This is a genomic window from Actinomadura sp. 6K520, assembly GCF_004349245.1.
In the GTDB taxonomy this organism is placed as follows: Bacteria; Actinomycetota; Actinomycetes; order Streptosporangiales; family Streptosporangiaceae; genus Spirillospora.
This window is the reverse complement of the sequence record NZ_SMLC01000140.1, coordinates 1-19,439: the sequence shown is the minus strand read 5'-3', so window position 1 is coordinate 19,439 and position 19,439 is coordinate 1. Positions and strand designations below refer to the sequence as shown.

Here is a 19,439-nt window from a genome sequence, read left to right as displayed (position 1 = left end):
GCCCTGCACCACCCGCCCCGCCGTCAGCAGCGGCACATCGCCCGCCACCGCCGTGACCGCCGAACCGACCGCGAAGAACACCAGGCACGCCTGCAGCAGCGGCCGCCGCCCGAACCGGTCCGACAACTGCCCCAGCAGCGGCATCGCCGCCACGTACCCCAGCAGGAACCCCGACAGCACCGGCGTCACCCGCTCCAGCCGGTTCACCGGAATGCCGAGATCCTTGACCACCGGCACCAGGATCGTCGTGACCACGTAGGCGTCGAGCGCGGCCAGCAGCACCACCGCCCCGCCGGCCCCGATCGCGACCCGGCGACGCCGCCTCACTTCGGCGCGCTGATCTCGTACGGCGCGTCGAACTCGGTGAACGAGATCACCACCGCGCCCTTCCCCTCCGGGAACGCCCCCCGCACCTTCACCAGCCGATGAGTGGACCGGTCGACCCAGAGCTGCCCCTCCAGATCCGCGTTGATCCCCGGAATCAGCCCCGCGAGCTGCGCCCTCGGCAACGTCGCCCCGACCCGGTACGCCTCCTTGCCGCCGACCTTCTCCACCGCCTGCGGCTCCGGCTCCGCCGCCGACCCCAGCAGCTTCGCGATCCCGCGCTCCGGATCCAGCACCGCCGACGGGTCGTACATGCTCGCCGCCAGCGCCTTCGGCAGCTTGCGCCAGCCGCCCGTCCCCGCGTCCAGGTAGATGCTGTCGCCCACCGCGACGACCTTCATCTCGACGTTCTGGCCCTGCTGCTCGACCGTCAGCGTCCCCTCCGCGTCCCCCTCCCGGAGCAGCTTCAGATCGCCGCCCTTCACGATCACCGGGGTCTGCCCCTCCGACTCCACGGTGAACGCCACGCTCTGCAGATCCCCCATCGCCTGCGCGGCCTGCCGCAACGTCTGCGCGGCATCGAAATCCGCCTTCCCGGCGGGCTCGTCCGACCCGCCCCAGCTGCACCCACCGGTCAACACCAGCGCCAGCAGCCCGGAAACGAGGACGAGGATGCGTCTCGACATACGCGGGACCCTACCGACGGGTTCCCGCCCCCGTCACTCGGTACCAGGTATGACATCGCCCCACCCGAAGTAGGACCCGCACCCACCCCCGACACCCCCGAAATGACTGTGGCAGCCACCTTTTTCGCACCGCTAAGATGACACCCGGCAACGCCCCGACCGGCACGGCGGGACGCTGCGGGGCGGTAGCTCAGCTGGTCAGAGCAGGAGACTCATAATCTCCCGGTCGCGGGTTCGAGTCCCGCCCGCCCTACGGACCTGGGCGAACCATGCCCACGGAGAGCGTGGGCCGGTGGTCCTCCGCCACCCTCCGGGGGACGACCCCCGGACCCCCGATGTGGGGGCTCCGCCCCCACGCCCCCTCCCGGCTCAGGTCTCCGCGGCCCTGCACCTTTGTGCGTGGCTCGGGGCTCCGCCCCCATACCCCTCCCCGGCTCAGGCGCTCCCTCTTCCTTTGCGCGGGGCAAGGTCCTGGGGCTCCGCCCCTCGCCCCCTCTTGGTTCAGGTGGGCCAGGTTGGAGGGCGCTTCTCCAGGAAGGCCGCCATTCCTTCTTGGGCCTCCGGGGTTTGGCTGGAGGCTGCCATTACTTCTATTGCGTAGGTGTAGGCGTCTTGTTCGGGGCGGTCGAATTGGGCGTACATGCCTTGTTTGCCAAGGGCCTTGCTGGACGGGCTGCCCTGGGTGGCTCGCTGGAGCAGGTCGTGGGTCGCCTTCTCCAGGTCCTCGTCGGGGACCGCGTAGTTGACCAGGCCCCAGTCGGCGGCCGTCCTGGCGTCGAAGATCTCGCCGGTGAGCGCCATCTCCGCGGCGCGTTTGCGGCCGACGTTGCGGGCTATCGCCACCAGCGGCGTGTGGCAGAACCAGCCGCCCTTGCCGCCCGGGGCGGCGAAGCCGGCGCTCTCGGCGGCCACCGCCAGGTCGCAGCTCGCCACCAGCTGGCAGCCCGCGGCGGTGGCCAGGCCGTGCACGCGGGCCACCACCACCTGGGGGACGGACTGGATCGTCCGCACCAGCTCCGTGCAGACCTGGAGCAGGTCGCGGACGTCGGCGTGGGAGGCCCCCGCCATGTCGGCGAAATCGTGGCCGGCGGAGAAGACCGGGCCGTTCGCGGCGAGGATCACCCCGCGGGCGTCGGTGCCGCCCGCCTCGCGGAACGCATCGGTCAGCTCAAGGAGGAAGTCGCGGGACAGCGCGTTGCGGCGGCGCGGCCGGTTCATCGTGATCGTGGTGAACGCCGCGTCGCGGTGGAGCAGGACGTCTTCGCTCATGCCCCCGACGTTACGTCAGACCCTCGTCGTACGGTGGTCGGGTCCACGGACGCGCCGAGGGGGTAATGGCCTTGAAGCTGCTCACCGCCACCAACTCCAGCCAGGGATTCCGCGCGAACGACTTCGACTGGTGCGTCGAAGGCGAACTCGTCCACATCGGGATCGTGTGCGCACGCGACCGGGACGACCCCGACGGCGGGTGCGGCTGCGGGCGCTCGTTCGCGGGCCTCAACTCGCACCGCGCCACGACGACCGCGATGGTCCGGGAGGTGCCGGGGTTCACCGACGAGGACTACGTGCTGGCGATCAGGTCCAGCCTCGAACAGCAGGGCTGCGACTCCTCGTTCGCCGAGCACGAGGCGGCGCTGCTGCGGACCCTCGTCCGCGACTGGCCGGCCGGGGCGATCGTCGAGCGGCGCCTGGATGAGATCGTGGTGCGGCAGGTCCTGCAGCCCTGACCAATGGAGGTCCACGATGCTCGTCGCGTTCTCGGTGACCCCGCTCGGCGCCGGTGCGGAGGTCGGTGAGCTCGTCGCGGAGGCCGTGCGCGTGGTGCGCGAGAGCGGGCTGCCCAACCGCACCGACGCCATGTTCACCACGATCGAGGGCGAGTGGGACGAGGTGATGGCCGTGGTGAAGGCGGCCACCGACGCGGTCGCCGCGCGGGCCCCGCGGGTGAGCCTCGTCGTCAAGGCCGACCTCCGTCCCGGCGTCACCGGCGCCCTCGACGCGAAGGTCGAGTCGGTGGAGCGCCACCTCCGCTGACCGCGCACAACCGGACGACCGGAACACCCCCCGGATCCACCCCCCGGGCGGTGCCGGCTGTGCTCGCCACACAATCCGAATGGCGTTCGATTGGACGCCCGCCACGTCTTGCCCGCGCCCCATGGACGCAGGTCGGCGCCCCGTGTTGGGGTGCCAGCCACACGAATTGTGGAGGCGTGCATGGCGAACGGGACCCTCGCGGTCCGGAATCTGTCGGTGACCTACGGCCGGGCCGTGCGGGCGTTGCACGGCGTGTCGCTGGACGTCCCGGCCGGATCGGTGACGGCGGTGCTCGGCGCCAACGGGGCGGGCAAGTCGACGCTGCTCCGGGCGATCTCGGGGACGCTTCCGTTCCACCGCGGCGCGGTGGATGCGGGCTCGGTGCGGCTCGGCGACCGCTCCCTGATCGGGCTGCACCCGGCGACCGTCGTCGCGGCCGGGGTGGTGCAGGTGCCGGAGGGGCGGCGGGTGTTCGGCCGGCTCAGCGTCGAGGAGAACCTGCGGGCGGGTGCGCTCGGCGCGCCCAGCCGGTCCGAGGCCGCCAAGGCGCACGGGCGGGTGCTGGAGCTCTTCCCGGTGCTGGCGGAGCGGGCGCGGCAGCGGGCCGGGCTGCTGTCCGGCGGCGAGCAGCAGATGCTCGCGATCGGGCGGGCGCTGATGGCGTGCCCGTCGGTCCTGCTGCTGGACGAGCCGACGCTCGGCCTCGCCCCGCTGATGGCCGAGCGGATCGCCGAGACCGTCCGCGAGATCAACCTGCAGGGCACCGCGATCCTGCTGATCGAGCAGAACGCCGCGCTGGCGCTGGAGTTGTCGTCGCACGCGCACGTCCTCGAGGTCGGCGCCGTCGCGCTGCACGGGCCGTCGGCGGAACTGGCCGGCAGCGACGAGATCCGGCGCCGCTACCTCGGGGTCGGTGAGGAGACCGACACCGAGGAGGACGGTCAGGCGGCCGAGAAGTTCATTCCGCCCGCGCTTGGGAGGTGGACGGGATGAGCGAAGCGAACCGGGGGGCGCGGGGGGTCGCCCCCTCGCAAGAGACAGAGCTGAGCGAAGCGAACCGGGAGGCCGCCCCCGCGCAGGAGGCGGAGCCGGGCGCGCTCGTCGTCCGCGGGCTCACGGTGCGGTTCGCCGGGCTCACGGCGTTGGACGACGTCGGCTTCACCGTCGCGCCCGGGACCGTGCACGCGATCATCGGGCCGAACGGCGCGGGCAAGTCGACGTGCTTCAACGTCCTGTCGGGGGTGTACCGGGCCAGCGAGGGCAGCGTCCGGTTCGGCGGCGCGGAGCTGACGTCGCTGCCGCCGCACCGGATCGCCGCCCTCGGCGTCGCCCGCACGTTCCAGAACATCGCGCTGTCGCGGCACCAGTCCGCCGAGGACAACCTGATGCTCGGGCGGCACCGGCTCACCCGCGCCGGGTTCGCGTCCGCGGGCCTGCGGACGCCGTGGGCGCGCCGCGAGGACGCCCGGCACCGGGCGCGGGTCCGCGAGATCGCCCGGTTCGTCGGCGTGGACGACCACCTGGGCGCGCCCGCCGGCACGCTGCCCTACGGCGTACAGAAGCGCCTGGAGCTGGCCCGCGCGCTGGCGATGGAACCCCGGCTGCTGCTCCTGGACGAGCCGGTCGCCGGGATGAACGGCGGGGAGCGGCGGCGGATGGCCGAGGTCATCGCCCGCGCCCGCGCCGACCTTGGCCTGTCGATCCTGCTGGTCGAGCACGACATGGGCATGGTCATGCGGCTGGCCGACGAGGTGACCGTCCTGGACTTCGGCAGGCGCATCGCGGGCGGCGAACCGGAGCGGGTGCAGCGCGACCCGGCCGTGATCCGCGCCTATCTCGGCGCCGCCCACGAGCCGGCGGCGCCCTCCCACGGGGAAGGAAACCCTTGAGCACGTTCATCGAGCTGGTGATCAACGGGGTCTCGGCGGGAGCGGTCTACGCGCTGATCGCCCTCGGCTTCGTGATCATCTTCAAGGCCACCGAGGTGGTCAACTTCGCGCACGCGTCGCTGCTGCTGGCGGGCGGCTTCGTCACGGCCGTGCTGCACGACGACATCGGCTTCCTCCCGGCGCTCGCCGCGGGCATCGCCGCCGCGGCGGTCCTCGGCGTGCTGGTCCAGGTGCTGGTGCTGCGGCACGCGCGGGTGGAGGACCAGGCGGTACTGGCGATCGTCACGATCGGCATCGACATCGTGCTGGCGACCGAGCTGACGCGCCGGATCGGCACGCAGGTCCTCTCGCTCGGCGACCCGTGGCAGGACAAGATCGTGTACGTGGGCGGCGTCGGCATCGCCCAGACGCGCATCGCCGCGCTCGTCGTCGCGGCGGCGATCATCACGGCGTTCCTGCTGGCGTTCCGCTTCACGTCGTGGGGCGTGGCGATGCGGGCGGCGGCCGAGGACGGCGAGACGGCCTCGCTGATGGGCATCCGGCTGTCCCGGGTGTCGCTGGCCGCGTGGGCGATCGCGGGCGGGCTCGCCGCCGTCGCGGCGCTGTTCCTCACGGTGTTCCCCACGCCGGGCCTGGACCGCGGCACCTCGTTCGCCGCGATGAAGGCGTTCCCCGCCGCGATCCTCGGCGGGCTCGACTCCACCACCGGAGCGCTGGTCGGCGGGCTCCTCATCGGGCTCACCGAGTCGCTGGTGACCGGCTACCAGGGCGACCTGACGTTCCTGGGCCGTGGCATCGGCGGCGTCGCGCCGTTCCTGGTGATGCTCATCGTGCTGCTGGTCCGCCCGGCGGGACTGTTCGGGACGAGGGAGCTGTCGCGTGTCTGAACGTCGGATCCTCCCCCGCCTGATCGGCCCGGGACGGTGGTGGCTCGTCCCGGCGGTCCTGGGGCTCATGCTCCTGCCGCCCCTCTACCTGGACGCGTTCTGGCTGCAGACGGGCCTGTTCGCGATGTCCGCGGCGATCGGCGCGATCGGCCTGAACCTGCTCACCGGGTCCACCGGGCAGCTGTCGATGGGCCACGCGTTCTTCCTGGCCGTGGGCGCCTACGGGTACGTGTACCTGGCGTCCTCACCGGGAGACGAGATGTCGGGCCTCGGGCTGCCGACCCCGCTGGCGTTCCTCGGCGCGATCGTCCTCGCCGGCGTCGCGGGCGGTGCCTTCAGCCCCATCGCGGGACGGCTGCGCGGCGTCTACCTCGGCATCGCCTCCCTCGCGCTGATCTTCATCGGGCAGCACGTGCTGTTCAACGCCGAGAGCGTCACCGGCGGCTTCAACGGGCGGAACGTCCCGCCGCTGGAGATCTTCGGGTTCTCCTTCGACGACTCCCCCGGCGTCGTGCTGTTCAACGTGCCGCTCGGCGCGCTGGAGCGGCTGTGGTTCCTCGCCGTCGCCCTGCTGGTCCCGGCCGCGTGGATCGCCCGCGGCATCCTGCGCGGCCGCCCGGGACGGGCCATGAACACGATCCGCGACCACGAGGTGGCCGCGTCGGTCATGGGCGTGCCGGTGGCCCGCTACCGGGCCGGGGTGTTCGTGCTGTCGTCGATGTACGCGGGGGCGGCGGGCGCGCTGCTCGCGCTGGCGTTCCAGCGGACCGTCCCCGACTACTTCGGGATGTTCCTGGCCCTGGACTACCTCGCCATGATCGTCATCGGCGGGCTCGGCAGCGTCGCCGGCGCCGTCGCGGGGGCGGTGTTCGTCTCCGTCCTGCCGCAGTTCCTCACCCGCTTCGGCGACGACCTGCCGATGGTCGCCGCACCGGGCTCGGGCGGGGTCTCCCCCGCCGAGGCCGCCCGAATCCTGTACGGCGCCGCCGTCGTCGCCGTCGTCCTCTTCCTGCCCCGCGGCCTCGCCGGGGTGTGGCCGATGCTGCGCACCGCCGCGTCCCGCCGCCGGGCCTCCCGACACCTCACCCCACTCGAAAAAGAGGAGCAACCAGCATGAGACGAATGGTGCGCGCCACGGTGGCCGGCGCCCTGGCGCTGTCCCTGCCGCTGGCCATGGCGGCCTGCAGCGACAAGGCGACCGGCGGCTCGGGGGCGACCGGTGCCGACGGCGTCAAGCAGGGGACCGGGGTCACCGACGACAAGATCAGCATCGGTGTCCAGACCGACATGACGGGGGTGTACGCACCGCTCGGCAAGAGCCTCACCCAGGCGCAGAAGATGTACGTCGAGCAGGTGAACGCCGACGGCGGCATCTGCGGGCGGACGGTCGAGCTCGTCGTCCGCGACCACGGGTACGACGTGCAGAAGGCCGTGGCCGCCTACAGCGAACTGGAGTCCAACGTCATCGGCCTCGCCCAGTTCGTCGGGTCGCCGATGGTGACGGCGCTCGGTGACCGCATCACCGCCGACAAGATGTTCGTCATCCCCAACGCGTGGGCGACGACGCTGCTCGGCAACGAGTACATCCAGGTCACCGGCACCACCTACGACATCGACATGATCAACGCCCTGGACTTCCTGACGGAGGAGAAGGGCGTCAAGAAGGGCGACAAGGTCGGCCACGTGTACTTCGAGGGCGACTACGGGGAGAGCGCCCTGGCCGGGTCCAAGCACGCGGCCAAGGAACTCGGCCTGACGATCGTCGAGCAGAAGATCAAGGCGACCGACAACGACATGAGCGCGCAGGTGTCGGCGCTGCGGAGCGCCGGGGTGTCGGCGATCCTGATGAGCGCCGGGCCGATGCAGTCGGCGTCGCTCGCGGGCGTCGCGCGCTCCAAGGGGCTGACGGTGCCGATCGTGGCGAGCAACTCCGGGTTCTCCCCGCAGCTGCTGAAGACCCCGGCGGCGCCCGCGCTGCTCAAGGACTTCTACCTCGCCAGCGCCGGCGCGCCGATCTCGTCCGACCTGGAGAAGATCAAGAAGCTGGCCGGCGACTACGAGAAGAAGTACCCGGGGCAGCCGCTGGACAACGCGGTCGTCAACGGCTACACCAGCGCGGTGATCTTCGGTGACGCGCTCACGAAGGCGTGCCAGGCCAAGGACCTCACCCGGGAGGGCCTGATCAAGGCGCACCGGTCCAGCACGTCCTACGACGGCGGGTACGGCACCGCGATGGACTTCTCGAAGGTGAACGAGCCGGGCACCCGCAAGACCTACATCCTGCGGACGGACGCCAAGGCGGCCGGCGGCCTGGTCGTCGAGCGGGAGGCCACCGCCTCCAAGACCGCCGAGGCGTACGAGGTCCCGGCGGGCAAGTAGCGAGAGACCGGCGGCGGGGACCGGGGTCGTGTGCGCCCGGTCCCCGCCGCATCCGTCCCCGCCCGCGCCGGCCGCCGCCCGGGTCAGCGCAGGGCGGGGGCGCGGGTGCGCGCGGCCGGGACGACCAGGGGCGTCCCGGTCTCGGGGCATTCGATCACCCGGCACGGCAGCCCGAACACCTCCTCGACCAGGTCCGCCGTGACGACCGACGAGGGGTCGCCCTCCGCCACGATCCGGCCTTCCCGCATGGCGAGCAGGTGGGTGGCGTACCGGGTGGCGTGGTTGAGGTCGTGCAGGACGGCGACGACCGTCCGGCCCTCCTCGTGCAGCCGGGCGCACAGGTCGAGGACCTCGATCTGGTGGGCGATGTCCAGGTACGTCGTCGGCTCGTCGAGCAGCAGCAGCCGGGTCTGCTGGGCCAGCGCCATCGCGATCCAGACGCGCTGCCGCTGCCCGCCCGACAGCTCGTCCACGTGCCGGTCGGCGAGGTCCCCGACCCCGGTCGCCGCCAGCGACTCGGCGACGACCCGCTCGTCCTCCCGCGACCACTGCCGCAGCAGGCTCTGGTGCGGGTACCGGCCGCGCGAGACCAGGTCGGCGACCGTGATGCCGTCCGGCGCGATCGAGGACTGCGGCAGGAGCCCCAGGGTCCGGGCCAGCTTCTTGGCGGGCCAGCCCGCGATCGGCTCCCCGTCCAGCACGACGGTGCCGGCGGACGGCTTGAGGATCCGGGTCAGCGCCCGCAGCAGCGTCGACTTGCCGCACGCGTTCGGGCCCACGATCACCGTGAAGGAGCCGTCCGGGACGGCGACGTCGAGGCCCTCGGCGACGGTGCGCCCGTCGTATCCGAGGGTGAGCCCCTCCCCGGTCAGCCGTGCACCTGGCGGCGACAACCTTGCGTCCTTCATCAGATTCGTCCCGTCTTGCGTTCGGTCACGAGGAGCCAGACCAGGTATCCGCCGCCGAGGAGCCCGGTCACCACGCCGACCGGGAGCTGATGCCCCGGGAAGGCGCGCTGCGCCGTCCAGTCGGCGGTCACCAGCAGCGCAGCGCCCATGCACATCGCGGGCAGCAGGTTGGGGCCGGTGGTGCGGGTCAGCCGGCGGGCGAGCTGCGGCGCGGTCAGCGCGACGAACGCCACCGGCCCGGCCGCGGCCGCGGCGAACGAGGTGAGCAGCACCGCCGCGGTCAGCATGAGCAGCCGCACCCGCTCGATGGGGACGCCGAGCCCGTGCGCGGCGTCGTCGCCCATCTCCAGCATCCGCAGCGCGCGGCCGCAGCCGACGAGGACGAGCGGGCCGAGGACGGCGAGCCCGGCGAGGACGGGCGCGGCGTCCGCCCAGTCGCGGCCGTCGAGGCTGCCGGTCAGCCACAGGACGGCGCGGGCGGCGTCGACGATGTTGGCCTGGGTGAGCAGGTAGCCGTTCACGCCGGTGAGGATGGCGGCGATCCCGATGCCGACGAGGATGAGCCGCTGGCCGTGCGCGCCCCGCCGGCCCGCCACCGCGTACACGAGCAGCCCGGTCGCCAGCCCGCCGGCCGCGGCGCCCGCGGCGACGGCGACGCTGCCGCCGCCGGTCAGCACGATCACGGCGAGGACGCCGGTGGACGCGCCCTGGGTGAAGCCGAGGATGTCTGGGCTGCCGAGGGGGTTGCGCACCAGCGACTGGAAGATCGCGCCCGCGAGGCCGAGCGCCGCGCCCACCGCGAGCCCGGCCACCGTGCGCGGCAGCCTGATCTGGTTCACGATGAGCGTGTCGGCGGGCGCGCCCTGCCCGGCGAGGGTGCGCACGACATCGGCGGGGCTCATCGGGAAGTCGCCCGTGCCGATGAGGAGCACGCCCATGCCGAGTGCCACGGCCAGGCAGGCGGCCGCGACGATGACGGCGCGCGGGCGGAAGCGGAGCGAGAGCCCGAGGGGCGCCCGCACGACGGCGAAGTGCGGGCCGCGGTTCTGGTGACGCCCCTTCCCGAGGCGGGACCCGATCATGAGGCGAGCGCCCTGCGGCGGGGGCGGCGCACGAAGTAGAGGAACACCGGCCCGCCCGCGACGACCATCACGATGCCGACCTGGAGCTCGGCGGGACGCGCGACGACGCGTCCGATGACGTCGGCCGCCAGCATCAGCGCCGGCGACAGGATCGCGCAGTACGGGAACAGCCACCGCAGGTCCGACCCGGTCAGCGCGCGGACGAGGTGCGGCACCATCAGCCCGACGAAGATGATCGGCCCGCAGGCCGCGGTCGCCGCCCCGCACAGCAGCGTGACCGTGAGGATCGCGGCGACGCGCGCCCGCCCGGGGTCGGCGCCGAGCGCGCGGGCGGCGTCCTCGCCCATCGCCATCGCGTTCAGCGGGCGGGCCAGCAGCAGCGCCACCACCAGCCCGGCGGCGACGAACGGGGCGACGCGCACGATCGTGTCGTACTGCGCGGAGGCGAGCGAGCCGACCGTCCAGAAGCGCATCCGGTCGAGGGACGCGGTGTCGAGCAGCTGCACCGCGTTCACGTAGGAGTACAGCGCGGCGTTCAGCGCGGCCCCGGCGAGGACCAGCCGGGCGGGTGTGGCGGCGCGCCCGCCGCCGACCGCGAAGAGCAGCACCGCGACCGCTCCCGCGCCGGCGAACGCGAACCACACGAACCCGGTGAACGAGGTGACGCCGAGGAAGGAGATCGCCGAGACGACGGCGGCCGCCGCGCCGGCGTTGATGCCGAGCAGCCCGGGGTCGGCGAGCGGGTTGCGGGTGAGCGCCTGCATCACGGCGCCGGCGAGACCGAGCGCCAGGCCCGCGAGCAGGCCGAGCACGGTCCGCGGGAGGCGCATGTCGTGGACGATCGTGTACGCGGGCGAGCCGGCGTGGAACAGGCCGTCCCACGCCTCGCCGGGCGACAGCGGCTTCGCGCCGACCGCGAGGCTGAGCAGCACGGCCGCGGTCAGGAGCAGCAGCGCGCCGGCGAGCCCGGCCGCCCGCCCGCTGCCCGAGGGCCGTGCGGCGGGCGCCGTGACCGGCGGGGACTTGGTCGACAACACCTGGCGGGGCTCCGGGGACGCGCCGGGGGACCGGGTGATCGATCCCACCTTGTGGACAGCTACTTAGGTTAGGTTAACCTAAGCGCTGATCCAAAAGCCCGCAATAGGGGCCAGAGTACGCGATTATTGGAGAACGCCCGAAATGTCGAACACCGGCGCCCGTCAGCTCACCCCCGCCGCCCTCACCCGGCGGGGCTTCCTCGGCGCGGGCGGTGCCGTCGCCCTCGGCGCCCTGATCAGCGCGTGCGGCGGTGACGGCGGCGGCACGGCCGCCTCGTCCGGCGACGCCTGGTCGTTCACCGACGACCGCGGCGAGAAGATCGACCTGAAGTCGCGGCCCCAGCGCGTCGTCGGCTACGTCGCCGCTGCGGCGGCGCTGTACGACTTCGGCGTCGACCAGCAGCTCGTCGGGGTGTTCGGCCCGACGAAGCTCAAGGACGGCAAGCCCGACCCGCAGGCCGGGGACCTGCCCGTCGACCGGCTGGAGATCATCGGCAACGCCTTCGGCGAGTTCAACATCGAGAAGTACGCCGCGCTGCGTCCCGAGCTCCTGGTCAGCAACATGTTCTTGGAGGACGAGCTGTTCTACGTCCCGCCGGAGAGCAAGGACAAGATCTACGCGCTGGCGCCCAGCGCCGCGATCGCGGCGGGCGCGGTGCCGCTGCCCAAGCCGATCGAGCGGACCGCCGCCCTTGCCGCCGCGCTCGGCGCGGACGTCAAGTCGGCGAAGGTCACCGCCGCGAAGGAGCGGTTCGAGAAGGCCGCCGAGGCGGTGCGCGCGGCGGCCGGGGCCGGCGGCGGCCTGAAGGTGCTGGCCGCGTCCGCGAGCCCCGACCTGTTCTACGCCTCCAGCCCGGACAAGAACACCGACCTGATCTACCTCAAGGAACTCGGCGTCGACCTCGTCGTCCCGGACAAGCTCGACCAGAACGGCTACTTCGAGAACCTCAGCTGGGAGAACGCCGGCAAGTACAAGGCCGACGTCATCCTGCTCGACTCCCGCACCCAGGCGCTCCAGCCGAAGGACCTCGGCGACAAGCCCACCTGGAAGGATCTGCCCGCGGTGAAGGCCGGCCAGGTCGTCCCGTGGCAGCCCGAGCCCCGCTTCTCCTACGCGGGCTGCGCACCGCTCCTCGAAGCCTTCGCCGAGGCCCTGCGCTCCGCGAAGAAGACCGGCTGAAAGGCGGCGTCATGACGGAGACGACCACGAAGACGGCCAGGAGGCCGGCCCCGGCGAGACCGGCCCACCCCTTCGCCTTCTTCGACCTGCACGTCCTGCGGTCCGAGCGGCTCGGCCCGAGCATGGTCCGGATCACGCTCGGCGGGGAGGCCCTGGACGGCTCCGCGGAGCCGGCGTTCGCCACGGCCGGGCGCGACCAGCGCTTCAAGATGTTCTTCCCGCACCCGCACCAGGACGTGCCGGTCATGCCGGACAACAGCGACGGTGACACGTGGTTCGCCGACTGGCGGGCCCTGGACCCGGCCGAACGCGGCATCATGCGGTCCTACACCGTCCGCGACCTGCGGCCCGGCGAGCTGGACGTCGACTTCGCCCTGCACGAGGAGGACGGCTCGTCCGGCCCGGCGGCCCGCTGGGCGGCGCACGCCCGCCCCGGCGACCGCGTCACCGTCCTCGGCCCGACCGGCCCCGACAACGGCGGCTTCGACTTCCGCCCGCCGCCCGGTGCCCCCGTGCTGATGGCGGGCGACCTGACCGCGCTGCCCGCCATCGCCGGGAACCTCGCCTGGCTTCCCGCCGGCACGCCCGCCCGGGTCTGGATCGAGGTCCCGGACCCCGGCGACCGGCAGGACCTCCCCACCGCCGCCGACGCGGACGTCACGTGGGTCTCCCCCGGCGGCCTGCTCGACGCCGTCCGCGCCGCGGAACCGCCGGACGGCGCCTACGCCTGGATCGCGGGCGAGTCGTCCGCCGTCAAGGCGCTGCGCCGCCACCTGGTCCGCGACCGCGGCCTGGACCGCCGCGCCGTCACCTTCACCGGCTACTGGCGCCGCGGCGCCACCGAGGAGGACATCCTCACCGAGTACCTCGCCGGAGGCGGCCCCGCCACCGAGGAGTGATCACCGGTCCGGCTGGAACCCGGCGGCGCCCGCCCCCTCCCGGCGGCTGTCGTCGACGGTGAGGGTGGCGCGGTCGATGACGCCGGCGCGGTAGGCGGCGCCGCCGACCGCCTGGGCGGTGACCGGCGCGGTGAGCAGCTGGAAGAAGCCGACCAGGAGCAGCGGGGCGGCGGCGGAGACGGAACCGGCCTGCGGCGCGACCCCGCCGAGGATCAGCAGCAGCCCGATCGTCTGCGGCTTCGTCGCCGCGTGCAGCCGGCTGTGCAGGTCGGGGAAGCGCAGCGCGCCCAGGGCGCCGAGGGCGCAGAATACGGCGCCCGCGGGCAGCAGGACGGCGGTGATGACGTCGCCGACGCTCATGGGCGCTCCGCCCGGGCCCCCGCGAGGCGCGCCGCGCTGACCGAGCCGACGAAGCCCAGCATCGCCACGACGAGCAGGAGCGGGGCGTACGCGGGCTCGTTCCAGAAGGCCGAGTGCACCGCGATCCCGCTGACCAGCAGGACCGCCATGACGTCCACCGCCATGATGCGGTCGAAGCTGGTGGGGCCGCGGACCAGCCGCGCGGTCGTCATCAGGAACGCGGCGCCCAGGAGCGCCATGGTCACGACGTAGACGGTGTTCATCGGTCGTCGTCCTCCTCCGGAGGTGCGTCTTCCCAGGTCACGAATGCGCCCATCAGCCTGTCCTCCGTCCGGACCACGCCCGCCCGCGTGGCGTGGGCCTCCTTCGGGCCGCGGACGGGCATGGCGTGGATGCGCAGCACGGTCCGCTCCGCGTTCAGGTCGATGAGGAGGGTCCCGGGACGGAGGGAGATGCTGGTCGTCACCCCCAGCAGGATGAGCTCCGAGCGGGACCGCATCTCCACGTCGAGGACGGCGCTGCGCACCCGTCCCGGCCGGTACAGCGCGTGCCATCCGATGACCACGCTGGAGACCAGCAGGTCCCAGCCGAACTCGACGATGACCGCGACGACGCGCAGCGGCCGTATCCGCCGGATCAGCGGGACCGCGGGCAGCCGGCTCGCCGCGTACGCGCCGGCGACGACGACGGCGCCGCCGATCACGGTCAGCGCGTCGATCCGTCCCCACAGCAGCAGCCAGACTCCCAGCAGCCACCCCCCCATGAGCAGGCGGGAGGCGACGCGGCGGACGTTGCGGTTCACGGTGTCCCTCCCCCCAGCACGGCGCTCCGGTACGCCGTCGGGTCGAGCAGGTCGGCCGCGGCGAGGCTGCTCCAGGACGACAGCGGCCCGGCGAACACGGCGATGAGCAGGCCGCCGACGACGAGGACGGCCGTCACCGTCCCCATGAGCCGCGTGCTCGCCCGCGTGTAGGAGGCGGCCGCGGGCGGCTCGCCGGCCTCCTCCGGCCGGGGACGCCAGAACCCGAGCGTCCAGATCCGGGACATCGCCATGAGGGTGAGCAGGCTGGCCAGCACCGCGACGCCGGTGACGACGAATGCGATCACGCGGTCCTCGCCGAGACCCGCCTGGAAGAGCGCGAGCTTGGCGATGAACCCCGAGGACGGCGGCATCCCGCTCACGCTCATGGCGGGGATGAAGAACAGCACCGCGACGAACGACGACAGCTGCGCCAGGCCGCCGAGGCGGCGCAGCGACGTCTCTCCCGTGCGCCCCTGCATCAGGTCGCTGACCAGGAACAGCGCGGCCTGCACCACGATGTGGTGGACGAGGTAGAGGATCGCGCCGGTGAGCCCGGCGACGCTGAACAGCCCCAGGCCGAACAGCATGTAGCCGATGTGCCCCACGAGGATGAAGGAGAACACCCGGTGGATGTCGTCGTGGGTCAGCGCGCCGAGGGTGCCGACGAGCATCGTCGCGGCGGCGAGCACGAGCATGACCCACGACACCTGCTCCCGGGGGAAGACCAGCGTCTCCACCCGGATGAGGGCGTAGACGGCGGCCTTCGTCAGCAGCGCGGCGAACACGGCCGTGACCCTGGTGAGGGCGGCCGGGTAGCTGTCGGGCAGCCACAGGTGCATGGGGGCGATCGCCCCCTTGATCCCGAACACCACGAGGAACAGCAGCCCGAGCGCCGTCCGGGTGCCCTCGGGCAGGTCCGCGACGCGCTCGGACAGGTCGGCGAGGTTCACCGTGCCCGTCGCGGCGTAGGTCAGGCCGATCGAGGCGAGGAACAGGATCGAGGACATGAGGCTGACCACGGTGTAGGTCATGCCGGCCTGGACCCGCTCCGCCGTCGGCGTGAGCGTCATCAGCACGTAGCTCGACGCCAGCATGATCTCGAACGCGACGAAGAGGTTGAACAGGTCGCCGGCGAGGAAGATCAGGGCGACCCCGGCGGTCAGCGTGAGGTACGCGGGATAGAACACGCCCGGCTCGGTCCCGCCGGTGCCTCCGGCGCCCTCCGCCACGGCGTGCAGCATGATCGCGAGCAGCACGCCGATGGACACCACGAGCAGCAGCGCCGACAGCCGGTCCGCGACGAGGGTGATGCCGAGCGGCGCGGCCCAGCCGCCCAGCTGGACGGCGATCACGCCGTCCCGGGACACGGCCGCCATCAGGCCGCAGGCGGCGGCGAGCGACGCCGTGACCGTCAGCGGGGCGAGCACGCGCAGCCATGCCGCCCGGCGGCGGCCGATCATCGTGAGCGCGGCCCCCAGGAGCAGCAGCGCGAACGGCAGCGGAACGAGGACGTTCATGCACCGCCGCCCTTCTCGCCGCCACGCCCGCCGCTCTCCTGCTCGGTGTTCTCCTCGACCGGGTCGGCCTCCGCGTCACCACCGGCCCAGGGCTCCTGGCGGCGCCGCCCCGCGTGGATCCGGCGGTCCTCGACGTCGTCGCGCACCTCGTCCTCACCGAGGAGGATCCGGCTGCGGAAGGCGAGCGCCAGCAGGAACGCGGTCACCCCGAAGGTGATCACGATCGCGGTCAGCACCATGGCCTGCGGCAGCGGGTCGGCCATCGGCCGCTCCGATTTCCCGCCGAGCAGCGGCGGCGACCCGGCGGCGCCTCCCGCCAGCAGCAGGAGGACGTTGGCGCCGTGCCCGAGCAGCATGAAGCCGATCACGATCCGGATCAGCGACCGCTCCATCAGCATGTTGAAACCGGCCGCGAACAGCACGGCGACGGCCAGGACGAGGACGAGCGCGGGACCCGTCATGTTCGTGCTCCTTCCGAGGCGTCGCCCGGGCCGGCCTCACCCGTCCCGTTCTCTTCCGGGACGTCCTCCTCCAGCGCGTTCTCGTCGAGGCTCGCGCCGAGCGTCGTGAGGATCGTCAGCACCAGCCCGAGCACCAGCAGGTACACGCCGACGTCGAAGAACAGGCTGGTGGAGAGCTTGATCTCGCCGAGGACCGGCACCGTGAACCGCAGGATCTCGCTCGCCAGGAAGTCTCCGTCCGGGAATCCCCCGAGCCCCCACCCGGCCGTGCCCGTCGCGACGGCCAGCCCGAGCCCGCCGCCGAGCAGCACACCCGGACGCACGGGCATCGCGGCCGCCAGTTCGCGCCGGCCGCCCGGCAGGTAGCGCAGGACGTACGCCATGGCCGCCACGAGACCGGCCACGAACCCGCCGCCGGGCCGGTTGTGCCCCGCGAGCAGCAGGTAGACGGAGAACACGAGGATCGCCGGGTTGAGCACGCGCGCCGCTGCCGCCGCGGGCAGCATCGGCGCGACGCCGAGCGCGGGACGGCCGGAGGTGGCGAGCCAGCTCTGCCCTCCGCCGGCGTCCTCCGGCTCGCCGGCGCCGGGCTCCTCGGCGGGCCGCCGTTGGACGCGGCGGCCGCTGAGCACGAGGCCGATGACGCCCATGGACGCCACGGCCACCACGGTGATCTCGCCGAGGGTGTCCAGGGCCCGCGTCTCGACGAGGATCATGTTGACGATGTTGTCGGTGCCCTCCTCCTCGGCGAGTTCGGTGTAGCCGGGCCCGATCGGCCGGTCGGTGCGGCTCAGCGACGCCACCACCAGGAAGGTCGCGAGGAACCCGCCGAGGCCCCCGCTGATCAGGCCCGTCGCGATCTTGGCGGAGAGCTTGCGCCGGCGCGGGGGGAAACGGTCCGGGAACCGCCGCAGCACCAGCACGAGGCTGATCAGCAGGAGCGTCTCCACGACGAGGTGGGTGAGCGCGAGGTCCGGCGCGCCCTGCGCCACGAAGAGCCCGCCGATCGCGTAGCCGACCCCGCCCATCAGCAGCGCCGCCGACAGCCTGCGGCGGGTCAGCAGCGCGGCGACACCGCAGACGATCACGACCACGCCCAGGACGGACTGCACGGGGTCGTCCCAGCCGCGCAGGACGTACTCCGCGACGTCGGGGCTGCCGTCCCCGAACATCCCGACCAAGAGCGCGGTGCCCGGCACCACGAGGACCGTCGCGCCGATCACTCCGAGGTACACGGGAAGCGAACCGACCTGCGTCCACTTCGTGACCGCGTGCGCCCACACGAGGGTCCCCCGGGCCACGCCGTTGTAGCCGCGCTGGCCGTCCGGGACGGGCCACCGCACCGGCCGGGCCGGGTACGTCCGGCCGGCGAGCAGGAACAGCGCGGCACCGGCGGCGATGGCGAACGCGGACAGGGCGAGGGGCAGACCGAGCCCGTGCCAGAGCGCGAGTTTGTAGCCGTCGTCCGCGCCGAGCGTGTCCGCGTACGGCGCGATCATCGTCTGCAGCGGCCCGTAGAGGAAGCCCAGGGCGAAACCGGCCGCGGCGGGGACCGCGAGCGGCACGGTCATCCCCCACGGGTCCGCGCCCCGCACACCGCCCCCTCCGCCGGCGAAGGCGCCGTGCAGGAACCGCACACCGTAGGCCGTGGTCAGCACCAATCCCGCGACGATGCCGGCGAGGACCGCGGCGTCCCACCCGCCATGGGCGAACGCCTCGAAGGCGGCCTCCTTCGCCAGGAACCCGAGGAAGGGCGGCAGGCCGATCATGGACGCGGTCGCCGCCGCCGCCGCGACCGCCGTCACCGGCAGCCGCCGCCACATCCCGGACAGTGCACTGGCCCGGCGGGTCCCGGCCTCGTGTTCCACGACCCCGGCCGCGAGGAACAGCGGCGCCTTGAACAGCCCGTGGGCCAGCAGCAGCGCGGCCCCCGCGAGCGCGGCGGTCCGCGTTCCGTGCCCGAACAGCACCATCAGGAACCCGAGCTGGCTGATGGTCCCATAGGCGAGCAGCGCTTTCAGGTCGTCCTGCCGGAGCGCGATGACGCCGCCGACGACCAGGCTCACCAGCCCCACGCAGACGACCACCGGCCGCCACAGGCCGGTCTCGGCGAACGCGGGCGAGAACCGCGCCACGAGGTAGACGCCCGCCTTCACCATCGCGGCGGCGTGCAGGTAGGCGCTGACCGGTGAGGGCGCGACCATCGCCGCGGGAAGCCAGGCGTGCAGCGGCACCTGCCCGGACTTGGCGAACGCGCCGAGCAGCACCAGCACCAGGCCCGCCTCGGCCGCCGCACCGCCCGGCGGGTCGGCGAGCAGCGCCGAGATCCGGTAGGTCCCGGCGGTCTGCCCGAGCAGCACGAACCCGGCGAGCATGAGCAGCCCGAACGCGGTGGTCGTCAGCAGCGCCTGCGTCGCGGCGCGCCGGTCCTCGGCGCGCTCGGGGCGTGGCGTGCCGATCAGGATGAAGGAGCTGAGCGTGGTCAGTTCCCAGAACACGTAGAGGACGAGCAGGTTGTCGGCGAGCACGAGGCCGGTCATCGCCCCCGCGAACGCCACCAGCGTCCCGATCATCAGGGCTTCGGAGCGGTCGAGGTACCAGCCCGCGTAGCACAGCGCGACGGCGCCGACCCCGCCGATCAGCACGAGCATGACGATGGAGAGCGCGTCGAGCCGGAGGTCGATGACGAGCCCGAGGTCGGCGGCCCACGAGACCTGCTCGGTGAGCACGTCCCCACCCGCGTGAGCCACGGCCCAGACGGCCGTCACGGCCGGAAGCACCGCCGCGGCGCACGCCATCACGCGTCGATGGCCTCCCAGGGCCCAGGGCACGAGTACGGCGACGACGGCATAGGCCAAGACCAACGTCACCATGCCGCCCGCGTCCCCTCCCAAGGCAGACCCACCGAACGCACAGTTGATCTACCCGGCCAGCGCCCGCGAAACGAACCCCCAGCCACCCACCCGCAACACATCAGGGGACGAAAAAAGCCCC

The 19,439-nt window shown here is 73.0% G+C and carries 21 protein-coding genes and 1 tRNA gene; 10 read left to right on the top strand and 12 right to left on the bottom strand.

What is annotated here, in order from left to right:
* The coding region (locus E1289_RS28215; protein WP_131985478.1) for an MFS transporter at positions 1-327 on the bottom strand (327 nt) is incomplete at its 3' end.
* On the bottom strand, positions 324-1,010 hold the full coding sequence (locus E1289_RS28210; protein WP_131985476.1) for an LppX_LprAFG lipoprotein: 687 nt from the start codon (positions 1,008-1,010) through the stop codon (positions 324-326). The genes E1289_RS28215 and E1289_RS28210, both read right to left, overlap by 4 nt.
* Before the next feature lie 179 nt (positions 1,011-1,189).
* On the opposite strand from E1289_RS28210, the gene E1289_RS28205 reads away from it, so the two are divergent.
* Positions 1,190-1,263 (top strand) — tRNA-Ile (locus tag E1289_RS28205).
* 248 nt (positions 1,264-1,511) lie between these two features.
* On the opposite strand, the gene E1289_RS28200 is transcribed toward E1289_RS28205, so the two are convergent.
* Positions 1,512-2,279 carry an enoyl-CoA hydratase-related protein gene (locus E1289_RS28200; protein ID WP_131985474.1) on the bottom strand — a complete coding sequence of 256 codons (768 nt, stop codon included), beginning with the start codon at positions 2,277-2,279 and terminating at the stop codon, positions 1,512-1,514.
* Between the two features lie 65 nt (positions 2,280-2,344).
* On the opposite strand from E1289_RS28200, the gene E1289_RS28195 reads away from it, so the two are divergent.
* The 7 genes from E1289_RS28195 to E1289_RS28165 all read left to right on the top strand — a co-directional run bounded on the left by E1289_RS28195 (position 2,345) and on the right by E1289_RS28165 (position 8,199).
* The gene (locus E1289_RS28195) at positions 2,345-2,737 is read left to right on the top strand and encodes a hypothetical protein (protein WP_131985472.1); all 393 of its coding nucleotides are present in this window, start codon (positions 2,345-2,347) and stop codon (positions 2,735-2,737) included.
* Between the two features lie 16 nt (positions 2,738-2,753).
* Positions 2,754-3,044 carry an MTH1187 family thiamine-binding protein gene (locus tag E1289_RS28190; RefSeq protein WP_131985470.1) on the top strand — a complete coding sequence of 97 codons (291 nt, stop codon included), beginning with the start codon at positions 2,754-2,756 and terminating at the stop codon, positions 3,042-3,044.
* 180 nt (positions 3,045-3,224) lie between these two features.
* On the top strand, positions 3,225-4,037 hold the full coding sequence (locus E1289_RS28185) for an ABC transporter ATP-binding protein (protein ID WP_131985468.1): 813 nt from the start codon (positions 3,225-3,227) through the stop codon (positions 4,035-4,037).
* The gene (locus E1289_RS28180; RefSeq protein WP_131985466.1) at positions 4,034-4,933 is read left to right on the top strand and encodes an ABC transporter ATP-binding protein; all 900 of its coding nucleotides are present in this window, start codon (positions 4,034-4,036) and stop codon (positions 4,931-4,933) included. Before E1289_RS28185 ends, E1289_RS28180 begins: the two co-directional genes overlap by 4 nt.
* Positions 4,930-5,820: a branched-chain amino acid ABC transporter permease gene (locus tag E1289_RS28175; RefSeq protein WP_131985464.1), complete on the top strand. Its 891-nt coding sequence runs from the start codon at positions 4,930-4,932 to the stop codon at positions 5,818-5,820. Before E1289_RS28180 ends, E1289_RS28175 begins: the two co-directional genes overlap by 4 nt.
* Positions 5,813-6,937: a branched-chain amino acid ABC transporter permease gene (locus tag E1289_RS28170; protein WP_347813597.1), complete on the top strand. Its 1,125-nt coding sequence runs from the start codon at positions 5,813-5,815 to the stop codon at positions 6,935-6,937. The genes E1289_RS28175 and E1289_RS28170 overlap by 8 nt, the downstream gene beginning before the upstream one ends.
* The gene (locus E1289_RS28165) at positions 6,934-8,199 is read left to right on the top strand and encodes an ABC transporter substrate-binding protein (RefSeq protein ID WP_131985462.1); all 1,266 of its coding nucleotides are present in this window, start codon (positions 6,934-6,936) and stop codon (positions 8,197-8,199) included. Before E1289_RS28170 ends, E1289_RS28165 begins: the two co-directional genes overlap by 4 nt.
* 83 nt (positions 8,200-8,282) lie before the next feature.
* Here the strand turns inward: E1289_RS28165 and E1289_RS28160 are convergent, their stop codons facing one another.
* Genes E1289_RS28160 through E1289_RS28150 form a run of 3 tightly spaced genes read right to left on the bottom strand, consistent with a single transcriptional unit; the run spans position 8,283 to position 11,274 of the window.
* Positions 8,283-9,107 (bottom strand): ABC transporter ATP-binding protein, encoded by an 825-nt coding sequence (locus E1289_RS28160; protein WP_131985460.1) that lies wholly within the window; start codon positions 9,105-9,107, stop codon positions 8,283-8,285.
* Positions 9,107-10,189: an iron chelate uptake ABC transporter family permease subunit gene (locus tag E1289_RS28155; RefSeq protein WP_131985458.1), complete on the bottom strand. Its 1,083-nt coding sequence runs from the start codon at positions 10,187-10,189 to the stop codon at positions 9,107-9,109. The genes E1289_RS28160 and E1289_RS28155 overlap by 1 nt, the downstream gene beginning before the upstream one ends.
* Positions 10,186-11,274 carry an iron chelate uptake ABC transporter family permease subunit gene (locus E1289_RS28150; protein WP_243713206.1) on the bottom strand — a complete coding sequence of 363 codons (1,089 nt, stop codon included), beginning with the start codon at positions 11,272-11,274 and terminating at the stop codon, positions 10,186-10,188. The genes E1289_RS28155 and E1289_RS28150 overlap by 4 nt, the downstream gene beginning before the upstream one ends.
* A 94-nt stretch (positions 11,275-11,368) precedes the next feature.
* Between E1289_RS28150 and E1289_RS28145 the strand changes: the two genes are divergently transcribed.
* Both E1289_RS28145 and E1289_RS28140 read left to right on the top strand, forming a co-directional pair.
* Positions 11,369-12,406: an ABC transporter substrate-binding protein gene (locus E1289_RS28145; protein WP_131985456.1), complete on the top strand. Its 1,038-nt coding sequence runs from the start codon at positions 11,369-11,371 to the stop codon at positions 12,404-12,406.
* 11 nt (positions 12,407-12,417) lie between these two features.
* A complete protein-coding gene (locus E1289_RS28140) occupies positions 12,418-13,305 on the top strand; it encodes a siderophore-interacting protein (protein WP_131985454.1) in 888 nt (295 codons plus the stop codon).
* On the opposite strand, the gene mnhG is transcribed toward E1289_RS28140, so the two are convergent.
* From mnhG to mbhE, 6 genes are read right to left on the bottom strand one after another with little or no spacing between them, the layout of a single operon-like run.
* Positions 13,306-13,665, bottom strand: coding sequence for a monovalent cation/H(+) antiporter subunit G (mnhG, locus tag E1289_RS28135; RefSeq protein ID WP_131985452.1), 360 nt, complete (start codon positions 13,663-13,665; stop codon positions 13,306-13,308).
* The gene (locus tag E1289_RS28130; protein WP_131985450.1) at positions 13,662-13,928 is read right to left on the bottom strand and encodes a monovalent cation/H+ antiporter complex subunit F; all 267 of its coding nucleotides are present in this window, start codon (positions 13,926-13,928) and stop codon (positions 13,662-13,664) included. The genes mnhG and E1289_RS28130 overlap by 4 nt, the downstream gene beginning before the upstream one ends.
* On the bottom strand, positions 13,925-14,467 hold the full coding sequence (locus tag E1289_RS28125) for a Na+/H+ antiporter subunit E (RefSeq protein ID WP_131985448.1): 543 nt from the start codon (positions 14,465-14,467) through the stop codon (positions 13,925-13,927). Before E1289_RS28125 ends, E1289_RS28130 begins: the two co-directional genes overlap by 4 nt.
* Positions 14,464-15,984 carry a Na+/H+ antiporter subunit D gene (locus E1289_RS28120; RefSeq protein WP_131985446.1) on the bottom strand — a complete coding sequence of 507 codons (1,521 nt, stop codon included), beginning with the start codon at positions 15,982-15,984 and terminating at the stop codon, positions 14,464-14,466. Before E1289_RS28120 ends, E1289_RS28125 begins: the two co-directional genes overlap by 4 nt.
* On the bottom strand, positions 15,981-16,445 hold the full coding sequence (locus E1289_RS28115; protein WP_131985444.1) for a Na(+)/H(+) antiporter subunit C: 465 nt from the start codon (positions 16,443-16,445) through the stop codon (positions 15,981-15,983). Before E1289_RS28115 ends, E1289_RS28120 begins: the two co-directional genes overlap by 4 nt.
* On the bottom strand, positions 16,442-19,318 hold the full coding sequence (gene mbhE, locus E1289_RS28110) for a hydrogen gas-evolving membrane-bound hydrogenase subunit E (protein WP_131985442.1): 2,877 nt from the start codon (positions 19,316-19,318) through the stop codon (positions 16,442-16,444). Before mbhE ends, E1289_RS28115 begins: the two co-directional genes overlap by 4 nt.
* Positions 19,319-19,439: the final 121 nt, after the last annotated feature.

Bases quoted from the DNA above. Each gene is read 5' to 3' on its own strand.
- E1289_RS28180 (WP_131985466.1), top strand. From the start codon at position 4,034: ATGAGCGAAGCGAACCGGGGGGCGCGGGGGGTCGCCCCCTCGCAAGAG.
- E1289_RS28115 (WP_131985444.1), bottom strand. From the start codon at position 16,445: ATGACGGGTCCCGCGCTCGTCCTCGTCCTGGCCGTCGCCGTGCTGTTC.
- mbhE (WP_131985442.1), bottom strand. From the start codon at position 19,318: ATGGTGACGTTGGTCTTGGCCTATGCCGTCGTCGCCGTACTCGTGCCC.
- E1289_RS28190 (WP_131985470.1), top strand. From the start codon at position 2,754: ATGCTCGTCGCGTTCTCGGTGACCCCGCTCGGCGCCGGTGCGGAGGTC.
- E1289_RS28130 (WP_131985450.1), bottom strand. From the start codon at position 13,928: ATGAACACCGTCTACGTCGTGACCATGGCGCTCCTGGGCGCCGCGTTC.
- E1289_RS28200 (WP_131985474.1), bottom strand. From the start codon at position 2,279: ATGAGCGAAGACGTCCTGCTCCACCGCGACGCGGCGTTCACCACGATC.
- E1289_RS28145 (WP_131985456.1), top strand. From the start codon at position 11,369: ATGTCGAACACCGGCGCCCGTCAGCTCACCCCCGCCGCCCTCACCCGG.
- E1289_RS28140 (WP_131985454.1), top strand. From the start codon at position 12,418: ATGACGGAGACGACCACGAAGACGGCCAGGAGGCCGGCCCCGGCGAGA.
- E1289_RS28195 (WP_131985472.1), top strand. From the start codon at position 2,345: ATGGCCTTGAAGCTGCTCACCGCCACCAACTCCAGCCAGGGATTCCGC.
- E1289_RS28160 (WP_131985460.1), bottom strand. From the start codon at position 9,107: ATGAAGGACGCAAGGTTGTCGCCGCCAGGTGCACGGCTGACCGGGGAG.
- E1289_RS28210 (WP_131985476.1), bottom strand. From the start codon at position 1,010: ATGTCGAGACGCATCCTCGTCCTCGTTTCCGGGCTGCTGGCGCTGGTG.
- E1289_RS28185 (WP_131985468.1), top strand. From the start codon at position 3,225: ATGGCGAACGGGACCCTCGCGGTCCGGAATCTGTCGGTGACCTACGGC.
- E1289_RS28120 (WP_131985446.1), bottom strand. From the start codon at position 15,984: ATGAACGTCCTCGTTCCGCTGCCGTTCGCGCTGCTGCTCCTGGGGGCC.
- E1289_RS28155 (WP_131985458.1), bottom strand. From the start codon at position 10,189: ATGATCGGGTCCCGCCTCGGGAAGGGGCGTCACCAGAACCGCGGCCCG.
- mnhG (WP_131985452.1), bottom strand. From the start codon at position 13,665: ATGAGCGTCGGCGACGTCATCACCGCCGTCCTGCTGCCCGCGGGCGCC.
- E1289_RS28165 (WP_131985462.1), top strand. From the start codon at position 6,934: ATGAGACGAATGGTGCGCGCCACGGTGGCCGGCGCCCTGGCGCTGTCC.